The organism is Actinomadura sp. WMMB 499 (assembly GCF_008824145.1).
Lineage (GTDB): Bacteria > Actinomycetota > Actinomycetes > Streptosporangiales > Streptosporangiaceae > Spirillospora.
Window position 1 is genome coordinate 7,952,601 of the sequence record NZ_CP044407.1, and the last position, 19,299, is coordinate 7,971,899.

21 protein-coding genes are annotated in these 19,299 nt (G+C 71.8%); 13 read left to right on the forward strand and 8 right to left on the reverse strand.

The annotated features are described in order from the left end of the window. Positions 1-80: 80 nt before the first annotated feature. The 3 genes from F7P10_RS36180 to F7P10_RS36190 all read right to left on the reverse strand — a co-directional run bounded on the left by F7P10_RS36180 (position 81) and on the right by F7P10_RS36190 (position 3,370). The gene (locus F7P10_RS36180) at positions 81-1,559 is read right to left on the reverse strand and encodes a leucyl aminopeptidase (protein WP_151016559.1); all 1,479 of its coding nucleotides are present in this window, start codon (positions 1,557-1,559) and stop codon (positions 81-83) included. Positions 1,560-1,622: 63 nt separating this feature from the next. Continuing rightward, on the reverse strand, positions 1,623-2,381 hold the full coding sequence (locus F7P10_RS36185; RefSeq protein ID WP_151016560.1) for an adenosylcobinamide-GDP ribazoletransferase: 759 nt from the start codon (positions 2,379-2,381) through the stop codon (positions 1,623-1,625). Next, on the reverse strand, positions 2,378-3,370 hold the full coding sequence (locus F7P10_RS36190; protein WP_151016561.1) for a bifunctional adenosylcobinamide kinase/adenosylcobinamide-phosphate guanylyltransferase: 993 nt from the start codon (positions 3,368-3,370) through the stop codon (positions 2,378-2,380). Before F7P10_RS36190 ends, F7P10_RS36185 begins: the two co-directional genes overlap by 4 nt. Positions 3,371-3,693: 323 nt before the next feature. Between F7P10_RS36190 and F7P10_RS36195 the strand changes: the two genes are divergently transcribed. Together F7P10_RS36195 and F7P10_RS36200 are read left to right on the forward strand one after the other, a co-directional pair. Further along, positions 3,694-4,410 carry a thioredoxin domain-containing protein gene (locus F7P10_RS36195; RefSeq protein ID WP_151016562.1) on the forward strand — a complete coding sequence of 239 codons (717 nt, stop codon included), beginning with the start codon at positions 3,694-3,696 and terminating at the stop codon, positions 4,408-4,410. Between the two features lie 79 nt (positions 4,411-4,489). Next, entirely contained in the window at positions 4,490-4,687 is a 198-nt protein-coding gene (locus tag F7P10_RS36200) for a hypothetical protein (protein WP_151016563.1), read from the forward strand. 212 nt (positions 4,688-4,899) lie between these two features. Here F7P10_RS36200 and F7P10_RS36205 read toward each other — a convergent pair whose 3' ends face one another. Further along, on the reverse strand, positions 4,900-5,901 hold the full coding sequence (locus F7P10_RS36205; RefSeq protein ID WP_151016564.1) for an aldo/keto reductase family protein: 1,002 nt from the start codon (positions 5,899-5,901) through the stop codon (positions 4,900-4,902). A 50-nt stretch (positions 5,902-5,951) separates the two neighbouring features. Further along, positions 5,952-6,527: a DUF3043 domain-containing protein gene (locus F7P10_RS36210; protein ID WP_151016565.1), complete on the reverse strand. Its 576-nt coding sequence runs from the start codon at positions 6,525-6,527 to the stop codon at positions 5,952-5,954. Between the two features lie 131 nt (positions 6,528-6,658). On the opposite strand from F7P10_RS36210, the gene F7P10_RS36215 reads away from it, so the two are divergent. The 5 genes from F7P10_RS36215 to F7P10_RS36235 all read left to right on the forward strand — a co-directional run bounded on the left by F7P10_RS36215 (position 6,659) and on the right by F7P10_RS36235 (position 10,199). After that, on the forward strand, positions 6,659-7,462 hold the full coding sequence (locus F7P10_RS36215) for a PspA/IM30 family protein (RefSeq protein ID WP_151016566.1): 804 nt from the start codon (positions 6,659-6,661) through the stop codon (positions 7,460-7,462). Continuing rightward, on the forward strand, positions 7,459-7,737 hold the full coding sequence (locus F7P10_RS36220) for a hypothetical protein (RefSeq protein ID WP_026405696.1): 279 nt from the start codon (positions 7,459-7,461) through the stop codon (positions 7,735-7,737). Before F7P10_RS36215 ends, F7P10_RS36220 begins: the two co-directional genes overlap by 4 nt. Before the next feature lie 131 nt (positions 7,738-7,868). Beyond that, positions 7,869-8,786: a zinc metalloprotease HtpX gene (htpX, locus tag F7P10_RS36225; RefSeq protein ID WP_151016567.1), complete on the forward strand. Its 918-nt coding sequence runs from the start codon at positions 7,869-7,871 to the stop codon at positions 8,784-8,786. 2 nt (positions 8,787-8,788) lie between these two features. Continuing rightward, the gene (locus F7P10_RS36230; RefSeq protein ID WP_151016568.1) at positions 8,789-9,358 is read left to right on the forward strand and encodes a hypothetical protein; all 570 of its coding nucleotides are present in this window, start codon (positions 8,789-8,791) and stop codon (positions 9,356-9,358) included. A gap of 34 nt (positions 9,359-9,392) precedes the next feature. Then, a complete protein-coding gene (locus tag F7P10_RS36235) occupies positions 9,393-10,199 on the forward strand; it encodes a maleylpyruvate isomerase family mycothiol-dependent enzyme (protein WP_176611793.1) in 807 nt (268 codons plus the stop codon). A gap of 76 nt (positions 10,200-10,275) precedes the next feature. Here F7P10_RS36235 and nadA read toward each other — a convergent pair whose 3' ends face one another. Continuing rightward, positions 10,276-11,430, reverse strand: coding sequence for a quinolinate synthase NadA (gene nadA / locus F7P10_RS36240; protein WP_151016570.1), 1,155 nt, complete (start codon positions 11,428-11,430; stop codon positions 10,276-10,278). Between the two features lie 241 nt (positions 11,431-11,671). Between nadA and F7P10_RS36245 the strand changes: the two genes are divergently transcribed. Both F7P10_RS36245 and F7P10_RS36250 read left to right on the forward strand, forming a co-directional pair. Further along, on the forward strand, positions 11,672-12,034 hold the full coding sequence (locus F7P10_RS36245) for an iron-sulfur cluster assembly accessory protein (RefSeq protein ID WP_151016571.1): 363 nt from the start codon (positions 11,672-11,674) through the stop codon (positions 12,032-12,034). Between the two features lie 167 nt (positions 12,035-12,201). Beyond that, on the forward strand, positions 12,202-13,188 hold the full coding sequence (locus F7P10_RS36250) for a carbohydrate kinase family protein (protein WP_151016572.1): 987 nt from the start codon (positions 12,202-12,204) through the stop codon (positions 13,186-13,188). Between the two features lie 101 nt (positions 13,189-13,289). On the opposite strand, the gene F7P10_RS36255 is transcribed toward F7P10_RS36250, so the two are convergent. Beyond that, positions 13,290-13,598 (reverse strand): sulfurtransferase TusA family protein, encoded by a 309-nt coding sequence (locus tag F7P10_RS36255; RefSeq protein ID WP_151016573.1) that lies wholly within the window; start codon positions 13,596-13,598, stop codon positions 13,290-13,292. Between the two features lie 85 nt (positions 13,599-13,683). Then, the gene (locus F7P10_RS36260) at positions 13,684-14,832 is read right to left on the reverse strand and encodes a cysteine desulfurase family protein (RefSeq protein ID WP_151016574.1); all 1,149 of its coding nucleotides are present in this window, start codon (positions 14,830-14,832) and stop codon (positions 13,684-13,686) included. A gap of 182 nt (positions 14,833-15,014) precedes the next feature. Between F7P10_RS36260 and coxB the strand changes: the two genes are divergently transcribed. The 4 genes from coxB to F7P10_RS36280 all read left to right on the forward strand — a co-directional run bounded on the left by coxB (position 15,015) and on the right by F7P10_RS36280 (position 19,297). Continuing rightward, on the forward strand, positions 15,015-15,797 hold the full coding sequence (gene coxB / locus F7P10_RS36265; protein ID WP_254716837.1) for a cytochrome c oxidase subunit II: 783 nt from the start codon (positions 15,015-15,017) through the stop codon (positions 15,795-15,797). Next, the gene (ctaD, locus tag F7P10_RS36270; protein ID WP_151016576.1) at positions 15,794-17,482 is read left to right on the forward strand and encodes a cytochrome c oxidase subunit I; all 1,689 of its coding nucleotides are present in this window, start codon (positions 15,794-15,796) and stop codon (positions 17,480-17,482) included. Before coxB ends, ctaD begins: the two co-directional genes overlap by 4 nt. 3 nt (positions 17,483-17,485) lie before the next feature. Next, complete coding sequence (locus F7P10_RS36275; protein WP_151016577.1) at positions 17,486-17,896, forward strand: cytochrome c oxidase subunit 4; 411 nt, start codon at positions 17,486-17,488, stop codon at positions 17,894-17,896. A 267-nt stretch (positions 17,897-18,163) separates the two neighbouring features. After that, positions 18,164-19,297: an Ig-like domain-containing protein gene (locus F7P10_RS36280; RefSeq protein WP_254716203.1), complete on the forward strand. Its 1,134-nt coding sequence runs from the start codon at positions 18,164-18,166 to the stop codon at positions 19,295-19,297. Positions 19,298-19,299 lie beyond the last annotated feature (2 nt).

Consider the following 19,299-nt stretch of genomic DNA (forward strand, 5'->3'; position numbering starts at 1 on the left):
GGCGGGGCGCTCCGGCAACGGGCCCCCACCGCCACGAAGAAACCTATTCGCTTGTCATCCCGGTCGCACCGGGGAGGCCCCTAGAGGGTTCCCGCGGCGAGATCCTCGGCGATCTGCACGAGCGTGCGGGTCGCGGCGCCGGTGCCGCCCTTCGGGGTGTAGCCGTACGGCTCGCCCTTGTGGAACGACGGGCCCGCGATGTCCAGGTGCGCCCACTTGAGGCCGTCCTGGACGAACTCCTGGAGGAACACGCCCGCGACGAGCATGCCGCCCCAGCGGTCGCCGCTGATGTTGGCCAGGTCGGCGACCGCGGAGTCCAGGCCCTTGCGCAGCTCGGCCGGCAGCGGCATGCCCCAGGAGGGCTCGCCGGCGCGCCCGGCCGCGTCCACCACCTTCTCACGGACGGCGTCGTCGTTGGCCATGACCCCGGTGGTCCGGGCGCCGAGCGCGACGAGCTGCGCGCCGGTCAGCGTGGCGACGTCCACGATCAGGTCGGGGTCGTCCTCGGCCGCGCGGACCAGGGCGTCGGCGAGCACGAGGCGGCCCTCGGCGTCGGTGTTGAGGACCTCGACCGTCTTGCCGCCGTAGATGCGGATGACGTCGGACGGGCGCTGCGCGGTGCCGCTCGGCATGTTCTCGGCGGCGGCCAGGTACCCGACGACGTTGACCTTCGGGGCGAGCCGCCCGATGGCGGCGAGCGCGCCGAGCACGGCGCCGGCGCCGCCCATGTCGGACTTCATCCAGTCCATGGCCTCGGACGGCTTGAGCGACAGGCCGCCGGAGTCGAACGTGATGCCCTTGCCGACCAGCGCGAGCGTCTTGGCGGCCTCCGGGTGGGTGTAGGAGAGCCGGATCAGCCGCGGCGGGTTGGCCGAGCCCTGTCCGACGCCGACGAGGCCGCCGTAGCCGCCGTCCACCAGCGCCTTCTCGTCGAGCACCTCGATGGACAGGCCGGTCTCGCGGGCGACCCGCTCGGCCTCGCCCGCGAGGTCCTCGGGGGCGAGGTGGGACGGCGGGGTGTTCACCAGGTCGCGGACGAGCTTCACCGACTCGGCCAGGACGCGCGCGCGCTCGACGGCCGCGGCGGCGCCGTCGCCCTCCGCGAGCAGGGTGATCTCCCCGACCGGGCTCTTGTGCTCGCCGGTGCGGAAGGAGTCGAAGGAGTAGGCGCCGAGGAGCGCGCCCAGGGCGGCCGCCTCGACCCGCTCGACGTCGGGGGCGGGCAGCGCGACGGCGGCGCGGGCCGTCCCGGCGAGGGAGCGCAGGGCGGCGCCCGCGGCGCGGCGCAGGTCCTCGGCGGTGGGGTTCTCGCCGAGCCCGGCGGCGACGATCACCGGGGCGGGCACGGCGCCCAGCGTGGGCACGCGGGTGATCTCACCGGTCTTGCCGGTCGCGCCCAGCGCGCCGAGCGCGGCGGCGAGCCGCCCGTCCAGGGCCCGGTCCAGCGCCTCGGCTCCGGCGGCCGGGGAGACCCCGTCCCCGCCGGGGGAGACGCCGATCACGATCGCGTCGACGTCGAGGCTGTCCGGGGCTGCGCTGTCAAGGCTGATGGTCGTCACGTAGCCCGATGTTAGTCCTCTTGGCGGGCCGGTTCGTCCCCTGGGATCAAAGGTTCGTCCGGTTCATCCCGCCGCGAGGACGATCAGTGCGCCCGTCGCGGCGATCTCCACGAGCGCGCCGAGGACGTCGCCGGTGACGCCGCCCAGCCGCCGGACCGCGTGCCGCAGGGTCAGCAGGGCGGCGGCGAGCCCGACCCCGGTGGCGGCGGCGGCGAGCAGGGCGCCGTCCGTCCCGCCGGCGGCGGCCCCGGCCGCGGCGGCCGCCGCGAGGACGGCGGCGGTGACCGGCAGGGCCGCGCGCGCCGGGACGGTGCCCGCGACGAGCGCGCCCAGCCCGTCCGGACGGGCCGGGGGGACGGACGCGCGGCACGCCCACGGCAGCGCGAGCCGTCCCGCGACGCCCGCGACGAGCGCCGCGACCGCCGGATTCGGGGCCGACGCCAGTGCGGCGACCTGGATCAGCAGGGTCAGCAGCAGGGTGACGACGCCGAACGGGCCGATGTCGGACCGCTTCATGACCTCCAGCGCGCCCGCGGCCGGCTTGCGGCTGCCGAGGCCGTCGGCGAGGTCGGCGAGGCCGTCCAGGTGCAGCGCCCGGGTCACCGCCGCCGTTGCCGCGACCGCGAGGGCCGCGCACAGGGCCGCGGACAGGCCGAGCGCGCCGCCCGCCACCAGGACGAGCGCCGCCGCGCCGCCGGTGACCAGCCCGGCGCACGGGGCGAGCAGCATCGCGGTGCGGGCGGTGCCGCGGTCGAACCGGCCCTCGCCGGGGAACGGCACGACGGTGAGCAGCGTGACCGCCAGCCGGAGCCCGGCGATCACGCGAGGTCCCGCACGCGGCCCGCGACGACCAGCGCGGCGTCCTCGGACTCGGCGGCGAGGCGCTGGTTGAGCAGCCCGAGCGCGTCCCGGAACGCCCGTCCGGCGGGGGTGGTCGGGACGAGCGACAGGCCGACCTCGTCGGTCACCGCCACGACGTGCGCGGCCGTCCCGCGCCACGCGGCGACCAGGGCGTCGAGGCGCGGGAGGACCCGGGTGACGGCGGTCGCCGGGTCTTCCCACGCGCCGGTCTCGTCCATCGCCGCCGCGAGCCACGTGCCGATGCCGTCCACGAGCACCGCGCCGTCCGCCGCCGCCAGCACGCCCGCGACGTCGGTGGTCTCCGCCGTCCGCCACCGGGCGGGGCGGCGCCGCCGGTGCGCGGCCACGCGCGCGGCCCACTCGGGGTCGCCGTCGCGCGCGCCCCCCGTCGCGACGTAGGTGACGTCCGGGTGGGCGGCAAGCCGCATCTCCGCCTCCGCCGACTTGCCGGACCGGGAGCCGCCGAGCAGGAGCGTGCGCCACGGTCCGGCGTGCGGGCGGAGCCAGAAGCCCAGCCGACGCTCCAGTTCGGCCGGGGACGGGACGCGGTGGTCGACGTGGACGGCCGCGACGTGCGTCTCCGCGGTCACGGCCCGGCCGGCGCGGAGCCGGCCGAGATGGTCGGGCGCCCCGGCCAGATCGAGGAGGGCGGCGGCGTAGCGGACGCCCTCGGCGGGCTCGGGACGCGAGCCCGGCCCGGCCGCCACGAGCACCCGCTCCCCGGACGGTCCGCGCACGTCGTGGCCGCCGGGCACGTCCGTCCGGTCGCACTCGGCCCAGGGCGTCCCGCCGACCAGCGCGTCGAACGGCGCGTGCCGGATCCCGGCCGCGCGCAGCCGGGTGCAGGACGCGCAGCGGCAGCCGTCCGCGGGCCACCCGCCCGCCGCGGCCGTCCCGAGGATCCGGACCCCGCTCGGGGAGGGGGCGGGGGCGTTGACTTCGGAGTTCATGTCGGTGGACGACTCTACGTCGGGGGGTGCGCCGTTACGCTCACGGGATGGGGTTCGCCATTGCGGCGAAGCTCGCACATGACCGAAGCGCACTACACCGCACTACACCGCACTACATCGCGTCACATCGCGCTAGAAGACCGACAAGACGATCAAAGGAGACACGGGTGGGCTACCCCCCGAACCCCCCGAATCCGCAGTTCCCTCCGCCGCCCCCTCCCGGCGGGACGCCTCCGGGCGGGCCGCCGCCCGGGCCGGGCGCGCCCTGGCAGGGCGGCCCGCCCGGACCGCCGCCACCCGGCGGGGGCAGGGGCCCGGGACCGGTGATCGCGATCGTCGCCGGCGCGATCGCGGTCGTGGTGGTCGTGGTCATCGCGGCGGCGGCCGTGGGGTTCGTGCTCAGCGGTGAAGAAGAGGGCGGGGGCGGCGGCCGCGGCGGCGAGGTCCGGTTGCAGGTCGGGGAGATCGTCGGCGGCGCGAACGCCACACCGGGCGAGGACGGCAGCCTCGCGATGGCCCGGCCGGGCGTCTCGTCGCCCGTCGTGGACGTCTACACCGACTTCGCCTGCCCGCACTGCGGCACGTTCGACAAGGCGAACGACCCGATGCTCAAGGAACTGGCCGTCGCGGGCGAGGCCAAGGTCGTCTTCCACCCCATGGTGGTCTTCGACGAGTCGCGGCAGCCCGCGCACGGCAACGCGCTGCGGGCGGCGTCCGCGCTGCGCTGCGTCGGGCACGGCTCGCGGTGGCTGTCCTACCAGGACGCGCTCTACGAGCACCAGCCCTCGAGCCTGGAGACCGAGGGCTACGCCACGTCGGAGCTGATCTCCGTCGGCCGCGAGGCCGGGGTGCCCGGGGCGGAGTTCGAGCGGTGCGTCCGCGAGGAGTGGTACGCCGCGGAGGTCGAGCGCGTCAGCGACGGGTACATCGACTCCGGCGTGCGCGGCACGCCCACCGTCCAGGTGAACGGCCGCACCCTGGACCAGGACGACATCGGCACGCCCGAGGCGCTCCGCAAAGCCATCGAGGCCGCCTCCTGACGGGCTACGCTCACGTTTCACGGCGGCAGGGCATGTGCGCGGGACGAGCGGGACGGGACACGAGGGAGAGGCGAGCGCGATGGCGTGGAGCTGGCGTTTGGAGACGGCCGACGGCCGCACGGTGGGCATGTCGGACGAGTCCTTCTCCACCCAGGCGGACGCGGAGAGCTGGCTGGGCGAGAACTGGCGGGGGCTGCTGGCCGGCGGCGCCGCCAAGGTGACCCTGCTGGAGGGGGACACGGCCGTCTACGAGATGAGCCTGCACGAACCGGAGTGAGCGACGGCCGGAGCGGACGGCCGGAGCGGACGAGGGCCGCGGGGCCCCGGGAGACCGGGGAGCCGCGGCCCTCGTCCGTCCGGCGCGGGGCGGGCGGCGCGCGGGTTCAGGGGCGCGGGTTCAGGGGCGCGGGTTCAGGGGCGCGGGTTCAGGGGCGCGGGTTCAGGGGCGGGAGCCCGGGGACGGGAGGCCGGGGGGACGCCGGGGAGGGGTCAGGGCCGCGACTCGGGGCTGCGGGTCCGGGACGGGTCGCGGATCACCACCGGGCCGAGCACGTCGTCGATCCGCCGGAGCACGTCGGCGTCCAGCTTCACCCCGGCGGCCTTCACGTTGTCGCGGACCTGCCCGGGACGGCTCGCGCCGACGATCGCCGCCGAGACGTTCGGGTTCTGCAGCGTCCACGCGATCGCCAGCTGCGCCATCGACAGCCCGAGCTCGTCGGCGATCGGCCGCAGCTCCTGCACCCGGGTGAGCAGGTCGTCGCTCATGTACCGCCGGATCATGTCGGAGCCGCCCTTGTCGTCGGTCGCCCGCGATCCCTCGGGCAGCGGCTGCCCCGGCTTGTACTTGCCGGTCAGCACGCCCTGCGCGATCGGCGACCAGACGATCTGGCCGATCCCCTCGCGCTCGCACAGCGGGACGACCTCCTCCTCGATCACCCGCCAGAGCATCGAGTACTGCGGCTGGCTGGAGACGATCCGGTCGAAGCCCATCTCACCGGCGATCTTCAGGGCCGCCTCGATCTGCTCGGCGCGCCACTCCGACACGCCCACGTACAGGACCTTGCCCTGCCGGACGAGGTCGTCGAACGCGCGCAGCGTCTCCTCGAGCGGCGTCTCGTGGTCGAACCGGTGCGCCTGGTAGAGGTCGACGTAGTCGGTCCCGAGGCGGCGCAGCGACCCGTTGAGGGACTCCATGATGTGCTTGCGCGACAGGCCCCGGTCGTTCTGCCCGGGGCCTGTGGGCCAGTAGACCTTGGTGAAGATCTCCAGCCCTTCCCGGCGCTGCCCCTGCAGCGCCCGCCCGAGGACGGCCTCGGCGCGGGTGCCCGCGTAGGCGTCGGCGGTGTCGAAGGTGGTGACGCCCTCGTCGAGCGCCGCGCGCACGCACTCGTTCGCGGCGTCCTCCTCGACCTGGGAGCCGTGGGTGAGCCAGTTGCCGTAGGCGATCTCGCTGACCTTGAGACCGCTCCTGCCCAGGTGTCTGAACTCCATGCCCAGACCCTAGCCCGCCGTGCGGGGCCGCAGATCCGGTCGACCGGCGTTCAGATCCCGTCCTTCTCGCCGATCTTCACCTGGGCGGCGGGAACCCGCAGCCGGCGGATCTGCATCGCCCGCATCGCCGCGTACATCCCCACGCCCTTCTGGCTCTCCTCGGGGTACCGCTCGGCGGCCAGCTTCTTGATGCCGCGGCTCAGCAGCAGGCCCTCGCCGAACACCGCGAGCAGCAGCAGCGGCGGCGCGAACAGCACCAGCAGGCGGGCCGCGGGGATCGGGATGAGGCTCAGCAGGACGATCGCGAACATCGCGTACATCAGGTACGAACCGACCGTGCGGCGCGAGTCGACGTAGTCGCGGGCGAGTTTGCGGACCGGGCCCTTGTCCCGCTTGAGCAGGTACTTCTCGTCGCCCCGCTGCATCCCCTCACGGGCCTTGACCCGGTCGGCGGCCTGCCGCTCCCGGACCTTCTTGTACGCCTCTTTGCGGTTGGACGGAGCGGTGATCGGTTGCCGGTTCCGCTTCTCGGCGTCCCGCCGCTTGGGCGTGGGACGGCCCTTTCCTCCCGGCTTTACTACCTGAGGAGGATTCGGAGGGGCTTCCTGGGTACGACGCTTGAACACGGGGTCAGCCTACCGGCTGCGAACGTCGTGACTGCCTCGCACGTTACCGCGTAGGGTGATAAGAACCCCAGCAGTGGTCATTGAGCCCAGTTTGCGACTGAGCGACAGCACGAAGGGACCGGCGCCGCGCGATGAGCGTGATGAAGCGAATGTCGATGATCTTCAAGGCCAAGGCGAACAAGGCCCTGGACCGAGCCGAGGATCCTCGCGAGACGCTCGACTACTCCTACCAGCGTCAGCTGGAGATGCTGCAGAAGGTCCGTCGGGGAGTCGCCGACGTCGCCACCTCCCGCAAGCGTCTCGAGCTGCAGATCAACCAGCTCGAACAGCAGCAGGAGAAGCTGACCGACCAGGGCCGCAAGGCGCTGCAGGTCGGCCGCGAGGACCTGGCCCGCACGGCGCTGGAGCGCCGCGCCGGGATCGAGAGCCAGCTGAACGACCTGCGGGCGCAGTACCAGCAGCTGCAGGGCGAGGAGGAGAAGCTCACGCTCGCCTCCCAGCGGCTGCAGGCCAAGGTCGACTCCTTCCGCACGCGGAAGGAGACCATCAAGGCCACCTACACCGCGGCCGAGGCCCAGACGAAGATCAACGAGGCGTTCTCCGGCATCTCCGAGGAGATGGGCGATGTCGGGCTGGCGATCCAGCGCGCCGAGGAGAAGACCGAGACGATGAAGGCGCGGGCCGGCGCGATCGACGAGCTGCTGGAATCCGGCGCCCTCGAGGACTTCTCCGGCCCGAAGGACGACATCCAGGCCGAGCTGGACCGGCTGGGCGCGGGTAGCGGTGTCGACCTGGAGCTGGAGCGGATGAAGGCCGAACTCGGCCAGGGCCCCGCTCCCAAGGAGCTGAACGAGGGCTCCCCGAACGCGCAGGAGCAGCCGCAGGTGGACACCTCCAAGCAGGCGTGGCCGCAGCAGCCCGGGGGTGCCCAGTGATCGTCCGGCTGATGGGCGAGGGGCAGCTGGACGTCGCCGCCGAGGATCTGACGGCGCTCAACGCGCTCGACGACGAACTCGAGGCGGCGATCGAGTCGGGCGACGAGACGACCTTCCGGGCCGCCCTGGTGGCCCTGCTGGACAACGTCCGCAAGGTCGGCAAGCCGCTGCCGGCCGACAGCCTGGCGCCGTCCGAGCTGATCCTGCCGCCGGCCGACGCTCACATCGACGAGGTGCGCTCCATGCTCGGCGACGAGGGGCTGATTCCGGACTAGGCCTGGGGGAACGGGGAGCCGGGGAGGACCACGGGCCGATCATCGACGGTGCGGGGAACGCCACGGCACAAAAGTCTCCGCTCGCGCGTTCTTCCTGGTGAACGGGGTTTATACCGGGGGGTGGCAGCCGCATGGCCAAGACTCGTTACGCGCCCGACCGGGGACTGACGTCGCGCATGCTCGTGACGATGTTCCTGCTGGGGCTGGTCTATGTCGTCTTCGTTTCGGCGTTCTTCGTGCTGGCGCCGAGCTGGGGCGTGTTCGCGCTGGCCGTGGCGGTCGTGTTCCTGCTCGCGCAGTACTTCTTCTCCGACCGGATGACCCTGTTCGCCATGCGCGGCAAGGTCGTCTCACCGGAGGAGGCGCCCGAGCTGCACGGGGTGATCGACCGGATCTGCGCCCTGTCGGACGCACCGAAGCCCAAGGTCGCGATCGCCGACACCGACGTGCCCAACGCCTTCGCGACCGGCCGGAACCAGAAGAAGGCCGTCGTGTGCGTGACCACCGGGCTGCTGCGCAGGCTCGACCCGGTCGAGCTGGAGGGCGTCCTCGCGCACGAGATGGCGCACGTCGCGCACAAGGACGTCGCGGTCATGACGATCGCGTCGTTCCTCGGCGTGTGCGCCGGCCTCATCACCCGGTTCGGGCTGCAGATCGGCCTGTTCGGCGGCTTCAACCGGCGCGGCAACGACCAGAACACCGGGCTGATCCTGCTCGCCGTGGTCGGCGCGAGCGCGCTGGCCTACGCCGTCAGCTTCCTGCTGACCAGGGCGCTGTCGCGGTACCGGGAACTGTCGGCCGACCGGGCCGCCGCGCTGCTGACCGGGCGCCCGTCGGCGCTCGCGTCCGCGCTCACCAAGGTGACCGGCGACATCGCCCGCATCCCGACGAACGATCTGCGGTCGGCCCAGCCGTTCAACGCGTTCTTCTTCACCCCGGCGCTCGGGCGCGGGTTCAGCGTGTCGTCGCTGTTCTCCACGCACCCGACGCTGGACAAGCGGCTCGCGCAGCTCGGCAAGATCTCCGACCAGCTCAGCAGGGGAGCCTGACCGTGGGATTCCTGGACACGCTGCTCGGCCGGTCCAAGCCGGCCCCGCCCGACCTCGACCGGTTGTTCGCGCTGTCGACCGCCGCCGTCACGCTCGAGGCGGCGACGGGCTTCGCCCCGACCGGTCTCGGCTCGGTGAGCTTCCGCGCCGCGGAGGGCGGCGCGTTCGCCCGCCTGCAGCAGGACGTGCGAGAGCTGCTGGACGCCGATGAGGGCCCGCCCGTCGAGCTGAGCACCGACACCTACGGGTTCACGTGGCTGCTCGCCGAGCACCGTCCGGACGAGCTGCCCGCCCTCGTCACCGACCTGCACGCGGTCAACTCCACCCTGGAGTCCGGCGGGTTCGGGCCGCACCTGCTGTGCTCCCTCGCCGGGTTCCGCGGGACGGACGGGCGGCGGCTCGCCCTCGTCTACCTCTACAAGCGTGGAACGTTCTACCCGTTCGCCCCGATGCCGGGCGACAAGCGGGACAATGCCCTGGAACTCCAGGTTCGGAGCGCGCTGGGCGCCGATCTCCCGATCGAGGAGGATCTGGGACGCTGGTTCCCGGTATGGGGCGCGCCGGGGCTGTGAGGCGCCCCCCGACGTCCTCCGAGAGGAAGAGAACATGACGGAGACGGCGGCATCGGCCTTCGACCATGCCCGGTACTGCGACGCCCTCGAGCTCGAGATCGCGGCGTTCGCGGACGCGGCCGGGCGGATCGATCCGGACGAGCCGGTCCCGACCTGCCCGGGCTGGTCGGCCGCCGAGCTGGTCCGGCACCTCGGCGGCGTGCAGCGCTGGGCCGCCGGAACGGTCCGTACCCTGACCACGCGCCGCCTCAGCCTGCGCGAGCTGGGCGTGACCTTCCCGGTCGCGCGGGTCGACCACGTTCCGTGGCTGCTGGAGGGCGGGGAACTGCTGCTGCGGGTGCTGCGCGCCGCCGATCCGGACGCCGGAGTCTGGGCGTGGGGCGCGGACCAGCACGTCCGGTTCTGGTCGCGGCGGCTGCTGCACGAGACCGTCGTGCACCGCTGCGACCTGGACATCGCGGCCGGAGGGGCGCCCGAGGCCGCCCCGGAGGTCGCCGCCGACGGCATCGCCGAGTACTTCGCCAACCTGGAGTCCGCGGCGGCGTTCTCGCCCCGGATCGTGAACTTGCGGGGAAACGGGGAGACGCTCGACTTCGTCGCCGGTGACATCGGCGCCCGGTGGCGGTTCCGCCTGCTGCCGGACGGCTTCGAGATCTCGGGCGGCGCCGGAGAGGCGGGGGCCGCCGGAGACGCGGGAGACGCCGACGCGACGGTGCGCGGCGACGCCTCCGACGTGTTCCTGTTCCTTTGGGGGCGGCGCAAGCCCGGCGATCCCCGGCTCGAGTTCTCCGGAGCCGAGGACGTGCTCGTCCGCTGGGCGGAGAACTCCGCGATCGGCTGACCGCGGCCGCCCGCGCCTCCGCCCGTGCCGTTTCTCCGGGAACGCCCGGCGTCGCCCCCGGAGGAACGGCCGACGGTTACGGGAGGGCGAGCATCTGGTCGAGGGCGAGGCGGGCGTAGTGCGCGGTCTCCGCGTCGACCTCGATGACGTTCTCGACCTCGTCCCGCGCGAGCGACTCCAGCGACCGGACCAGGTGCGGCAGGTCGATGCGGTTCATCGTCGAGCAGTAGCAGACCGCCTTGTCCAGGAACATGACGTTCTTGTCCGGGTGCGCGTTCGCCAGCCGGCGGACGAGGTTCAGCTCCGTCCCCACGGCCCACGACGTCCCGGGGGCGGCCGCGTCGATCGTCTTGATGATGTACTCGGTCGACCCGATCAGGTCGGCGGACGTCACGACCTCGTGGCGGCACTCGGGGTGCACCAGCACGTTCACGCCGGGGACGCGCGCGCGCACGTCGTCCACGGACTCCTTGGTGAACCGGCCGTGCACCGAGCAGTGCCCGCGCCAGAGGATCATCTTGGCGTCCCGCAGCTGCTGCTGCGTGAGGCCGCCCTCGCGGCGGTGCGGGCTGTAGACGACGCAGTCGTCCAGCGAGAAGCCCATATCCAGCACCGCGGTGTTGCGGCCGAGGTGCTGGTCGGGCAGGAAGAGAACCTTCTTGCCCTTCGCGTAAGCCCAGTCCAGCGCCCGCTTTGCGTTGGACGACGTGCACACGACGCCGCCGTGCCGTCCGACGAACGCCTTGATGTCGGCCGAGGAGTTCATGTACGTCACGGGGACGACGTCGTCGGCGACGCCCGCGTCCTCCAGGACGTCCCAGCAGTCCTCGACCTGGTCGAAGGTGGCCATGTCCGCCATCGAGCACCCGGCGGCCAGGTCGGGCAGCACGACCCGCTGGTGGCCGGCGGTCAGGATGTCGGCGGACTCGGCCATGAAGTGGACGCCGCAGAACACGACGTACGGGGCCTGCGGGCGGGCCGCGGCCTCGCGCGCCAGCTTGAACGAGTCGCCGGTGACGTCGGCGAACCGGATGACCTCGTCGCGCTGGTAGTGGTGGCCGAGCACGAACACGCGGTCGCCCAGTGCGGCCTTCGCGGCGGCGGCCCGCTCCACGAGGGCCGGGTCGGAGGCCGGCGGCAGTTCGCCGGGACAGTCCACGCCGCGCTCGCTGGCCGGGTCGGCGCCGCTGCCGAGCAGCAGCAGGGGCAGGTCGCGCACCGGTGTGCTCACGAGGATCTCCCTCCAGGCGGCAGCGACGGTACTTATCGTCGCATTGACGACTAATCATGGCACATCCGGCGGGATGCGAAGATGTGACGTAGAACGCACCCCCGGGGGATGTTCAAGACCGCCGGGAAGCGGAATGGGTCGGTGGCGAGGTACGTTGTCCTACGGGAAGGGGCGTACGCGTCCTCGATGGACAAGCGGAAACAGCCGCATCGCGGCGCAGCGAGACCCGGGAGCTGAACACATGACGGTTTCAGGCGAGACCACGCAGGAGACCACGCAGGACGGCGTGATCCTCACCGACGCCGCCGCCGAGAAGGCCAGGGGCCTGCTCGACCAGGAGGGTCGTGACGACCTCGCGCTGCGTGTCGCCGTGCAGCCGGGCGGCTGCTCCGGCCTGATCTACCAGCTCTTCTTCGACGAGCGGGAGATGGACGGCGACCAGATCCAGGACTTCGGCGGCCTGTCGGTCCGCGTCGACCGGATGAGCGCGCCCTACCTCACCGGCGCCACCATCGACTTCGTCGACTCCATCGAGAAGCAGGGCTTCACGATCGACAACCCGAACGCCTCGGGTTCCTGCGCCTGCGGCGACTCCTTCAACTGAGCCCGCCGGAAGCGCGGCCGGGACGGCCGGACGGTCCATGTGCTCTGTCCGCGCCGTCCCTTTTCCGTTGCCCGGCTCAAGATCAGCCGCCCCGGCAAGTAGGCTTTCCGGGTCTGTACAGCCGGTGAAGCAGCCGGACGACGACCATGACGGAGGAGAGCGGCTCAGTGCGCATCGCCGTGACCGGTTCCATCGCGACCGACCATCTGATGACCTTCCCAGGAAGATTCACCGACCAGCTCCTGCCCGACCAGCTCGACCGGGTGTCGCTGTCCTTCCTGGTGGACGAGCTCGAGATCCGCCGCGGCGGCGTCGCCGCCAACATCTGCTTCGGCATGGGCAGCCTCGGCAAGCGGTCGATCCTGGTCGGCTCGGTCGGCGACGACTTCGCCGACTACCGCTCCTGGCTCGACCGGCACGGCGTCGACACCGCCTCCGTGCACGTGTCCGAGCTGCACCACACCGCCCGGTTCCTGTGCAACACCGACCAGGAGCAGAACCAGATCGCCACGTTCTACGCGGGCGCGATGAGCGAGGCGCGCACCATCGAGCTGCAGCCGGTCGCCGACCGCGTCGGCGGCCTCGACCTGGTGCTGATCAGCCCGAACGACCCCGAGGCGATGCTGCGGCACACCGACGAGTGCCGCGACCGCGCGATCCCGTTCGCCGCGGACCCGTCCCAGCAGCTCGCCCGGATGGACGGCCCGGAGGTGCGCCGCCTCATCGACTCCGCCGCGTACCTGTTCACCAACGAGTACGAGAAGGCGCTCTGCGAGGAGAAGACCGGCTGGACCGGCGAGGAGATCCTCTCCCGCGTCGGCGTCCGCGTCACCACGCTCGGCGCCAAGGGCGTCGTCATCGACCGGCAGGGGCAGGAGGGGATCCACGTGCCCTGCGTCGCCGTCGACTCCATCGTCGACCCCACCGGCGTGGGCGACGCGTTCCGCGCCGGCTTCCTGACGGCCCTCGCCTGGGAACTGCCGCTGGAGCGCGCCGCGCAGGTCGGCAACGCCATCGCCGCCCACGCCCTCGAGGCCGCCGGCCCGCAGGAGTACACGCTCTCCCGAGCGGCGTTCCTGGAGCGCTTCGCCGCCGCCTACGGCGAGCAGGCGTCCACCGAGGTGGCCCCGCACATCGCCACCCACAACCCGTAAGCCCCGCAACCCGCAACCCGACCCGCGACCCGCAGGGCTCGCACACCGGCCGGACGGGCGCCGCGCGGCGCCCGTCCGGCCGTCGCGTCGGTACGTGCGCGTCAGTACGTGCGGCGGATGTGGTAGCCCCAACCGCCCTGGGCGAGGGTCTCCTCGCGGACGAAGTCCTGCGACTTCATGCGGCACCAGGCGGGGACGTCGGTGCGGGCCGCGGGATCGTCGGCCAGGACGGCGACGACCTCCCCGACCGGCACCTCGCGGATCCGCTCGGCCAGCATGATGATCGGGATCGGGCACTTGCGGCCCAGCGCGTCGATGACCAGCACGGGAACCGGGCCGGACGGCTCGGGGACGGCGGGGACGGGCGCCGCCGCGGGCTGCCGGCTCTTGGCGCGGCCTCGGAACCTCATGGGCGGGACCGCCTCCCTGTCTCGGGGGTCGTGGGGGTGCGGGCGGCACCGGGGGAGGGCGCGCGGCGGGGCGCTGCGGGGCGGGTCACTGCGAGGTCACTCCCAGATCGCTGCGGAGCCGGGCGACGGTGCGGGGAAGCACCGACAGGAAGCGTTCGACGTCCGCCGCGTCGACGTCACGCGGCAGCGATACCCGCACGTTCCCATGGGTGATCACGCCCATCGCCTCCAGTACATGACTGGGACGCAGCGTATCCGCCGTGCACGAACTGCCCGACGAAACCGCGAAACCCAGCCGGTCCAGTTCGGTCAGCAGAGCCTCGCCCTCCACGTACAGGCAGGAGAACGTGACCAGGTTCGGTAGCCGCCGGACCGGATCGCCGACCACCTCCACGTCGGGCACGGTGCGCGGTACCTCGGCCCGGATCCGGTCCACGAGCGCCGACAGCCGCGCCGCGTCCGCCGCCATGTCGACCTGCCGCGCCTCCAGCGCGGCCGCGGCGGCGACCGCGCCGGGCACGTTCTCGAAGCCGGGGACGCGGCGCGCCTCGCGCTCGTCGTCGGGCAGCGGGGAGCGCCACCGCGTGCCCTTGCGGATCGCGAGCACGCCGACGCCGGGCGGCCCGCCCCACTTGTGCGCGCTGCCCGCCAGCAGCGACCAGCCCGCCGGGACCGCCGCGCGGCCGAGCGACTGCGCCGCGTCCGTGCACAGCGGGACGCGCGCGGCCCGGCAGTGCTCGCCGACCTCGGCCAGCGGCTGCAGGGTGCCGACCTCGTGGTTGGCCGACTGCAGGACGGCCAGGGCGGTGTCCGGGCGCAGCGCGGCCGCGAACTCGGCGGGATCGACGCGTCCGGTCCGGTCGACGCCGACGAGCGTGACCTCGCCGCCGTCCCGCTCGTGCAGTTCGGCGGCGTGCAGGACGCTGGAGTGCTCCACGGCGCTCACCACGAGGTGCGACCCGACGCGCCGGCGCGCGCGCAGGCCCCCGAGGACCGCCAGGTGCACCGCCTGCGTCCCCGAGGACGTGAACGACACCTCGTCCGGACGGACGCCGAGGACGCCCGCGACACGCGCGCGGGCGCGATCGAGCAGGATGCGGGTCCCGCGCGCCGTACCGTAGAGCCGCGCGGGATCGGCCCAGGCGGAGTCGAGCGCGTCCAGCAGCGCGGCGCGCGCGGCGGGGTGCGGCGGTTCGGTGGAGGCGGCGTCGAGGTAGCCGCTGCTTCCGGCCATGGCGGAACACTAACCGGGCACCCGATCGGGGGTGCGCGCGACCCTCGCGCTAGGGTGTCCAACGCACGTGTAACAGCAGATCTACACCGCCCGGCCGACCGGGCTTTCATCCGTGGGGAAGGCATTCCGTGAGTCCGACCCGCTCTAGGGAGCGGCGTACGCCTGTGCGCACTCGCCGCGTGATCACAAGCGCCGGCGCGCTAGGGCTGCTGGCGCTGACCGCCACCGCGTGCAGCGGCGAGGCGGCCCGCCTCGGCATGCCCGAGCCGATCAGCATCCAGGGCGAACGCATGCTGAGGCTCTGGCAGGGCTCCTGGATCGCGGCGTTCGCCGTCGGGGCCGTCGTCTGGGGTCTGATCATCTGGGCGGTGGTGTTCCACCGCAAGCGCTCCGACGACCTGCCGCCGCAGGTCCGCTACAACATGCCGATCGAGATCCTCTACACGGCGGTCCCGTTCGTCATCATCGCGGTCCTGTTCTACTTCACGGCGCGCGATCAGAACTTCGTCGAGAAGACCACCGACGATCCGGACGTCGTCGTCGACGTCACGGCGTTCCAGTGGAGCTGGCAGTTCGACTACGTCGAGAACGGCCAGAGCGTCGCGAGCGTGGTCGGCCAGCCGGTCGCCCCGAACGGGCCCGCTCCGGCCAAGCCCGTCTTGACGATCCCGGCGAACGAGACGGTCCGCGTCCGGCTGCACGCCAACGACGTCATCCACTCGTTCTGGGTCCCGGCACTGATCTACAAGAAGGACGTCATGCCGGGCTACACCAACGAGTTCGAGTTCACGGCGAACAAGCTCGGCACCTATGAGGGCCGCTGCGCCGAACTCTGCGGCGTCGACCACAGCCGGATGCTGTTCCAGTTGAAGGTCGTCACGCCGGAGCAGTACGACCAGTTCATCGCCGACGCCAAGGCCAAGAAGCAGGCCGCGTCGACCCAAGCCGCGGGGGGTGCCAATTGACGACGATCAGCAAGGCACCGAGCGCGCCGGTCTCCGCGTCGCGGACGAGCAAGGGGCGCATCATCGCCTCGTGGCTGTCGTCCACCGACCACAAGACGATCGGCTACCTCTACCTGATCACGTCGTTCTTCATGTTCCTGATCGGCGGCGTGATGGCGCTGCTGATGCGCGCCGAGCTGTACACGCCGGGGCTCCAGGTCGTGAGCAACGAGCAGTTCAACCAGCTGTTCACGATGCACGGCACGATCATGCTGCTGATGTTCGCGACGCCGCTGTTCGCCGGTTTCGCCAACGTCATCATGCCGCTGCAGATCGGCGCGCCGGACGTCGCGTTCCCGCGCATGAACATGTTGGCGTACTGGCTGTTCCTGTTCGGCAGCCTGATCGTGCTCGCCGGGTTCCTGACCCCGAACGGCGCCGCCAGCTTCGGCTGGTTCGCCTACGCCCCGCTGTCGAACGCGGTCCGCTCGCCGGGCATCGGCGGTGACATGTGGGTGCTCGGACTGGCGATGTCGGGCTTCGGCACCATCATGGGCGGCGTCAACTTCATCACCACGATCCTGTGCATGCGGGCGCCGGGCATGACGATGTTCCGGATGCCGATCTTCACCTGGAACGTCCTGCTGACCTCCATCCTGGTCCTGCTGGCGTTCCCGGTGCTGGCCGCCGCCCTGCTGGCCCTGGAGGCCGACCGGAAGTTCGGCGCGCACGTCTTCGACGCCGCGCACGGAGGCGCGCTGCTATGGCAGCACCTCTTCTGGTTCTTCGGGCATCCGGAGGTCTATATCATCGCCTTGCCCTTCTTCGGCATCGTGACGGAGATCCTCCCGGTGTTCAGCCGCAAGCCGGTCTTCGGCTACGTCGGCCTGGTGTTCGCCACCATCAGCATCGCGGGCCTGTCCGTCACGGTCTGGGCGCACCACATGTACGTCACCGGCCAGGTCCTCCTGCCGTTCTTCTCGTTCATGACGTTCCTCATCGCCGTACCGACGGGCGTGAAGTTCTTCAATTGGATCGGGACTATATGGAGAGGCCAGCTGACATTCGAGTCACCGATGCTCTGGTCTCTCGGATTCCTCGTCACGTTCCTGTTCGGCGGCCTGACCGGCGTCATCCTCGCGTCGCCGCCGATGGACTTCCAGCTGTCCGACTCCTACTTCGTGGTGGCGCACTTCCACTACGTCGTCTTCGGCACCGTGGTGTTCGCGATGTTCGCGGGCTTCTACTTCTGGTGGCCGAAGTGGACCGGCAAGATGCTGAACGACACCCTCGGCAAGGTGCACTTCTGGCTGCTGTTCATCGGCTTCCACGGCACCTTCCTGGTGCAGCACTGGCTCGGCGCCGCGGGCATGCCCCGCCGGTACGCCGACTACGCGGCCGAGTTCGAGGGCCTGAACGTGGTCTCCACGATCTTCTCGTTCATCCTCGGCGCCTCGATGATCCCGTTCTTCTACAACGTCTACAACACGTGGAAGAAGGGCAAGCGCGTCGAGGTCGACGACCCGTGGGGCTACGGCGCGTCCCTGGAGTGGGCGACGACCTGCCCGCCGCCGCGGCACAACTTCAACTCGATCCCGAAGATCCGCTCCGAGCGGCCGGCGTTCGACCTGCACCACCCGCATGTGGGGGCGAAGGGCGAACTGGCCGGCACCTCGGGCGGCCCGGCCGGGTCGAAGGGGGACTGACCGATGCGCGTTCAGGCGTTCATGTTCTACGGCTGCGCCGTCTTCTTCCTCATCACCGACATCGTGTACTGGTACTGGTCGAAGGACTGGACGGGGACGACCGCGCTCGCGCTGTCGATCGGCCTCGCCGGGCTCATCGGCTTCTACATCCACTTCACGGTGCGGCGCCTCGAGCGGGCCAACGCCGGCCCGCTGTACGAGGACGACCCTGAGGGCGAGATCGCCGACGCCGCCGGTGAGCTGGGCTTCTTCAGCCCGCACAGCTGGTGGCCGCTGTACGTCGGGCTGTCCGCCGCGGCGATCACGCTGGGCCTGGTCTTCGGCTGGTGGCTCGTGATCATCGGCACGGTCGCCATCATGATGTCGGTGATCGGCATGGTCTTCGAGTACTACCGGGGTCATTTCGCCCACTGATCGGTAAAAACCGCCCATGAAGGGCCGGTATCCGGAGTTTCCCGGGTACCGGCCCTTTCACATACTGGGCGTCGCTCCAGCGACCGGGCCGGAGCGGACGAAATGGGCGCCCAGTGAACGACCGGGGGGTCCACAGTGCCGTTTCGTTGCTCAGGACCGAGGGACCGGAGCCGGCGGGCCGTCGCACTGCTCGTCGGCGTCGGAGCGGCGGCGGCCGCGGGATGCACGGGACAGGACGGGCCGACGGCCGAGGCCGTCGCGCTCACGGTGTCACCACGCCAGGGCGGGACGATCGCGCCCGACGCTCCGATCGCCGTGCGGGCACAGCGCGGCACCATCGCGGGCGTGACGGTGTCGAGCGGCGGCAAGACCATCGCGGGAAGCCTGAACGAGGACGGGACGGCGTGGCGGTCCCGCTGGGCGCTCATGCCCGGGACGTCCTACACCGTCAGCGCCACGGCGCTCGGGGAGGACGGGCGCAGCCGGACGGTGCGGAGCCGGTTCGCGACCGCCGCGGCGGAGAAGACGAACCCGATGACGCTCGAGGGGCCGTTCGACGGGGAGACCGTCGGCGTCGGCATGCCGATCGTCATGAGCTTCGAGGAGCCGGTCAAGGACCGGGCCGCGGTCGAGCGGGCGCTCGTCGTGCGCTCGAGCAAGCCGGCCGAAGGCGCGTGGCACTGGATCGACGACGAGAAGGTGGCCTTCCGCACGAAGGAGTACTGGCCCGCGCAGACCAAGGTGTCGTTCCAGGCGCACCTGGCCGGGGTGAGCACCAGCAAGGGCGTGTACGGCGGAAAGAACTACAAGGCCTCCTTCACCGTCGGGGACTCCCAGATCAGCACGGCTGACGAGGACTCCCACAAGATGGTGGTGAAGGTCAACGGCAAGAAGGTGCGCACCCTCCCGACCAGCATGGGCGACGGGACGGAGCGCAGGTTCACGACCACCAACGGCGTCCACCTGGCGATGCAGAAGGACGACCCCGTCACGATGACGTCCTCGTGGATGGGGATCTCGCCCGGAAGCGCGGGGGGTTACAGCCTCGTCGTGGACGACGCCGTGCGGATCTCCGACAGCGGCGAGTACGTCCACAGCGCGCCCTGGTCCGTCGGCAGCCAGGGAAGCTCGAACGTCAGCCACGGCTGCATCAACGTCAGCCCGTCCAACGCCGAGTGGTTCTACGAGAAGACGATGCGCGGCGACCCGATCATCGTGACGGGCACCGACCGGGAGCTGGAGCCCTACAACGGGTGGAGCTACTGGCAGATGGATTGGAAGAAGTGGGTGCAGGGCAGCGCGCTGAAGCGGCCCGTGAAGACCGGGCCGAACGCCGACCCCGCCACCCTGTCCGCGCAGGCGGACGACAAGGCCGGTGAGGAGAAGCCGGCCGGCGGCTGACG

Bases quoted from the DNA above. Each gene is read 5' to 3' on its own strand.
- F7P10_RS36275 (WP_151016577.1), top strand. From the start codon at position 17,486: ATGCGCGTTCAGGCGTTCATGTTCTACGGCTGCGCCGTCTTCTTCCTC.
- F7P10_RS36245 (WP_151016571.1), top strand. From the start codon at position 11,672: ATGACGGTTTCAGGCGAGACCACGCAGGAGACCACGCAGGACGGCGTG.
- htpX (WP_151016567.1), top strand. From the start codon at position 7,869: ATGGCCAAGACTCGTTACGCGCCCGACCGGGGACTGACGTCGCGCATG.
- F7P10_RS36215 (WP_151016566.1), top strand. From the start codon at position 6,659: ATGAGCGTGATGAAGCGAATGTCGATGATCTTCAAGGCCAAGGCGAAC.
- F7P10_RS36260 (WP_151016574.1), bottom strand. From the start codon at position 14,832: ATGGCCGGAAGCAGCGGCTACCTCGACGCCGCCTCCACCGAACCGCCG.
- F7P10_RS36200 (WP_151016563.1), top strand. From the start codon at position 4,490: ATGGCGTGGAGCTGGCGTTTGGAGACGGCCGACGGCCGCACGGTGGGC.
- F7P10_RS36255 (WP_151016573.1), bottom strand. From the start codon at position 13,598: ATGAGGTTCCGAGGCCGCGCCAAGAGCCGGCAGCCCGCGGCGGCGCCC.
- F7P10_RS36205 (WP_151016564.1), bottom strand. From the start codon at position 5,901: ATGGAGTTCAGACACCTGGGCAGGAGCGGTCTCAAGGTCAGCGAGATC.
- F7P10_RS36235 (WP_176611793.1), top strand. From the start codon at position 9,393: ATGACGGAGACGGCGGCATCGGCCTTCGACCATGCCCGGTACTGCGAC.
- F7P10_RS36190 (WP_151016561.1), bottom strand. From the start codon at position 3,370: ATGAACTCCGAAGTCAACGCCCCCGCCCCCTCCCCGAGCGGGGTCCGG.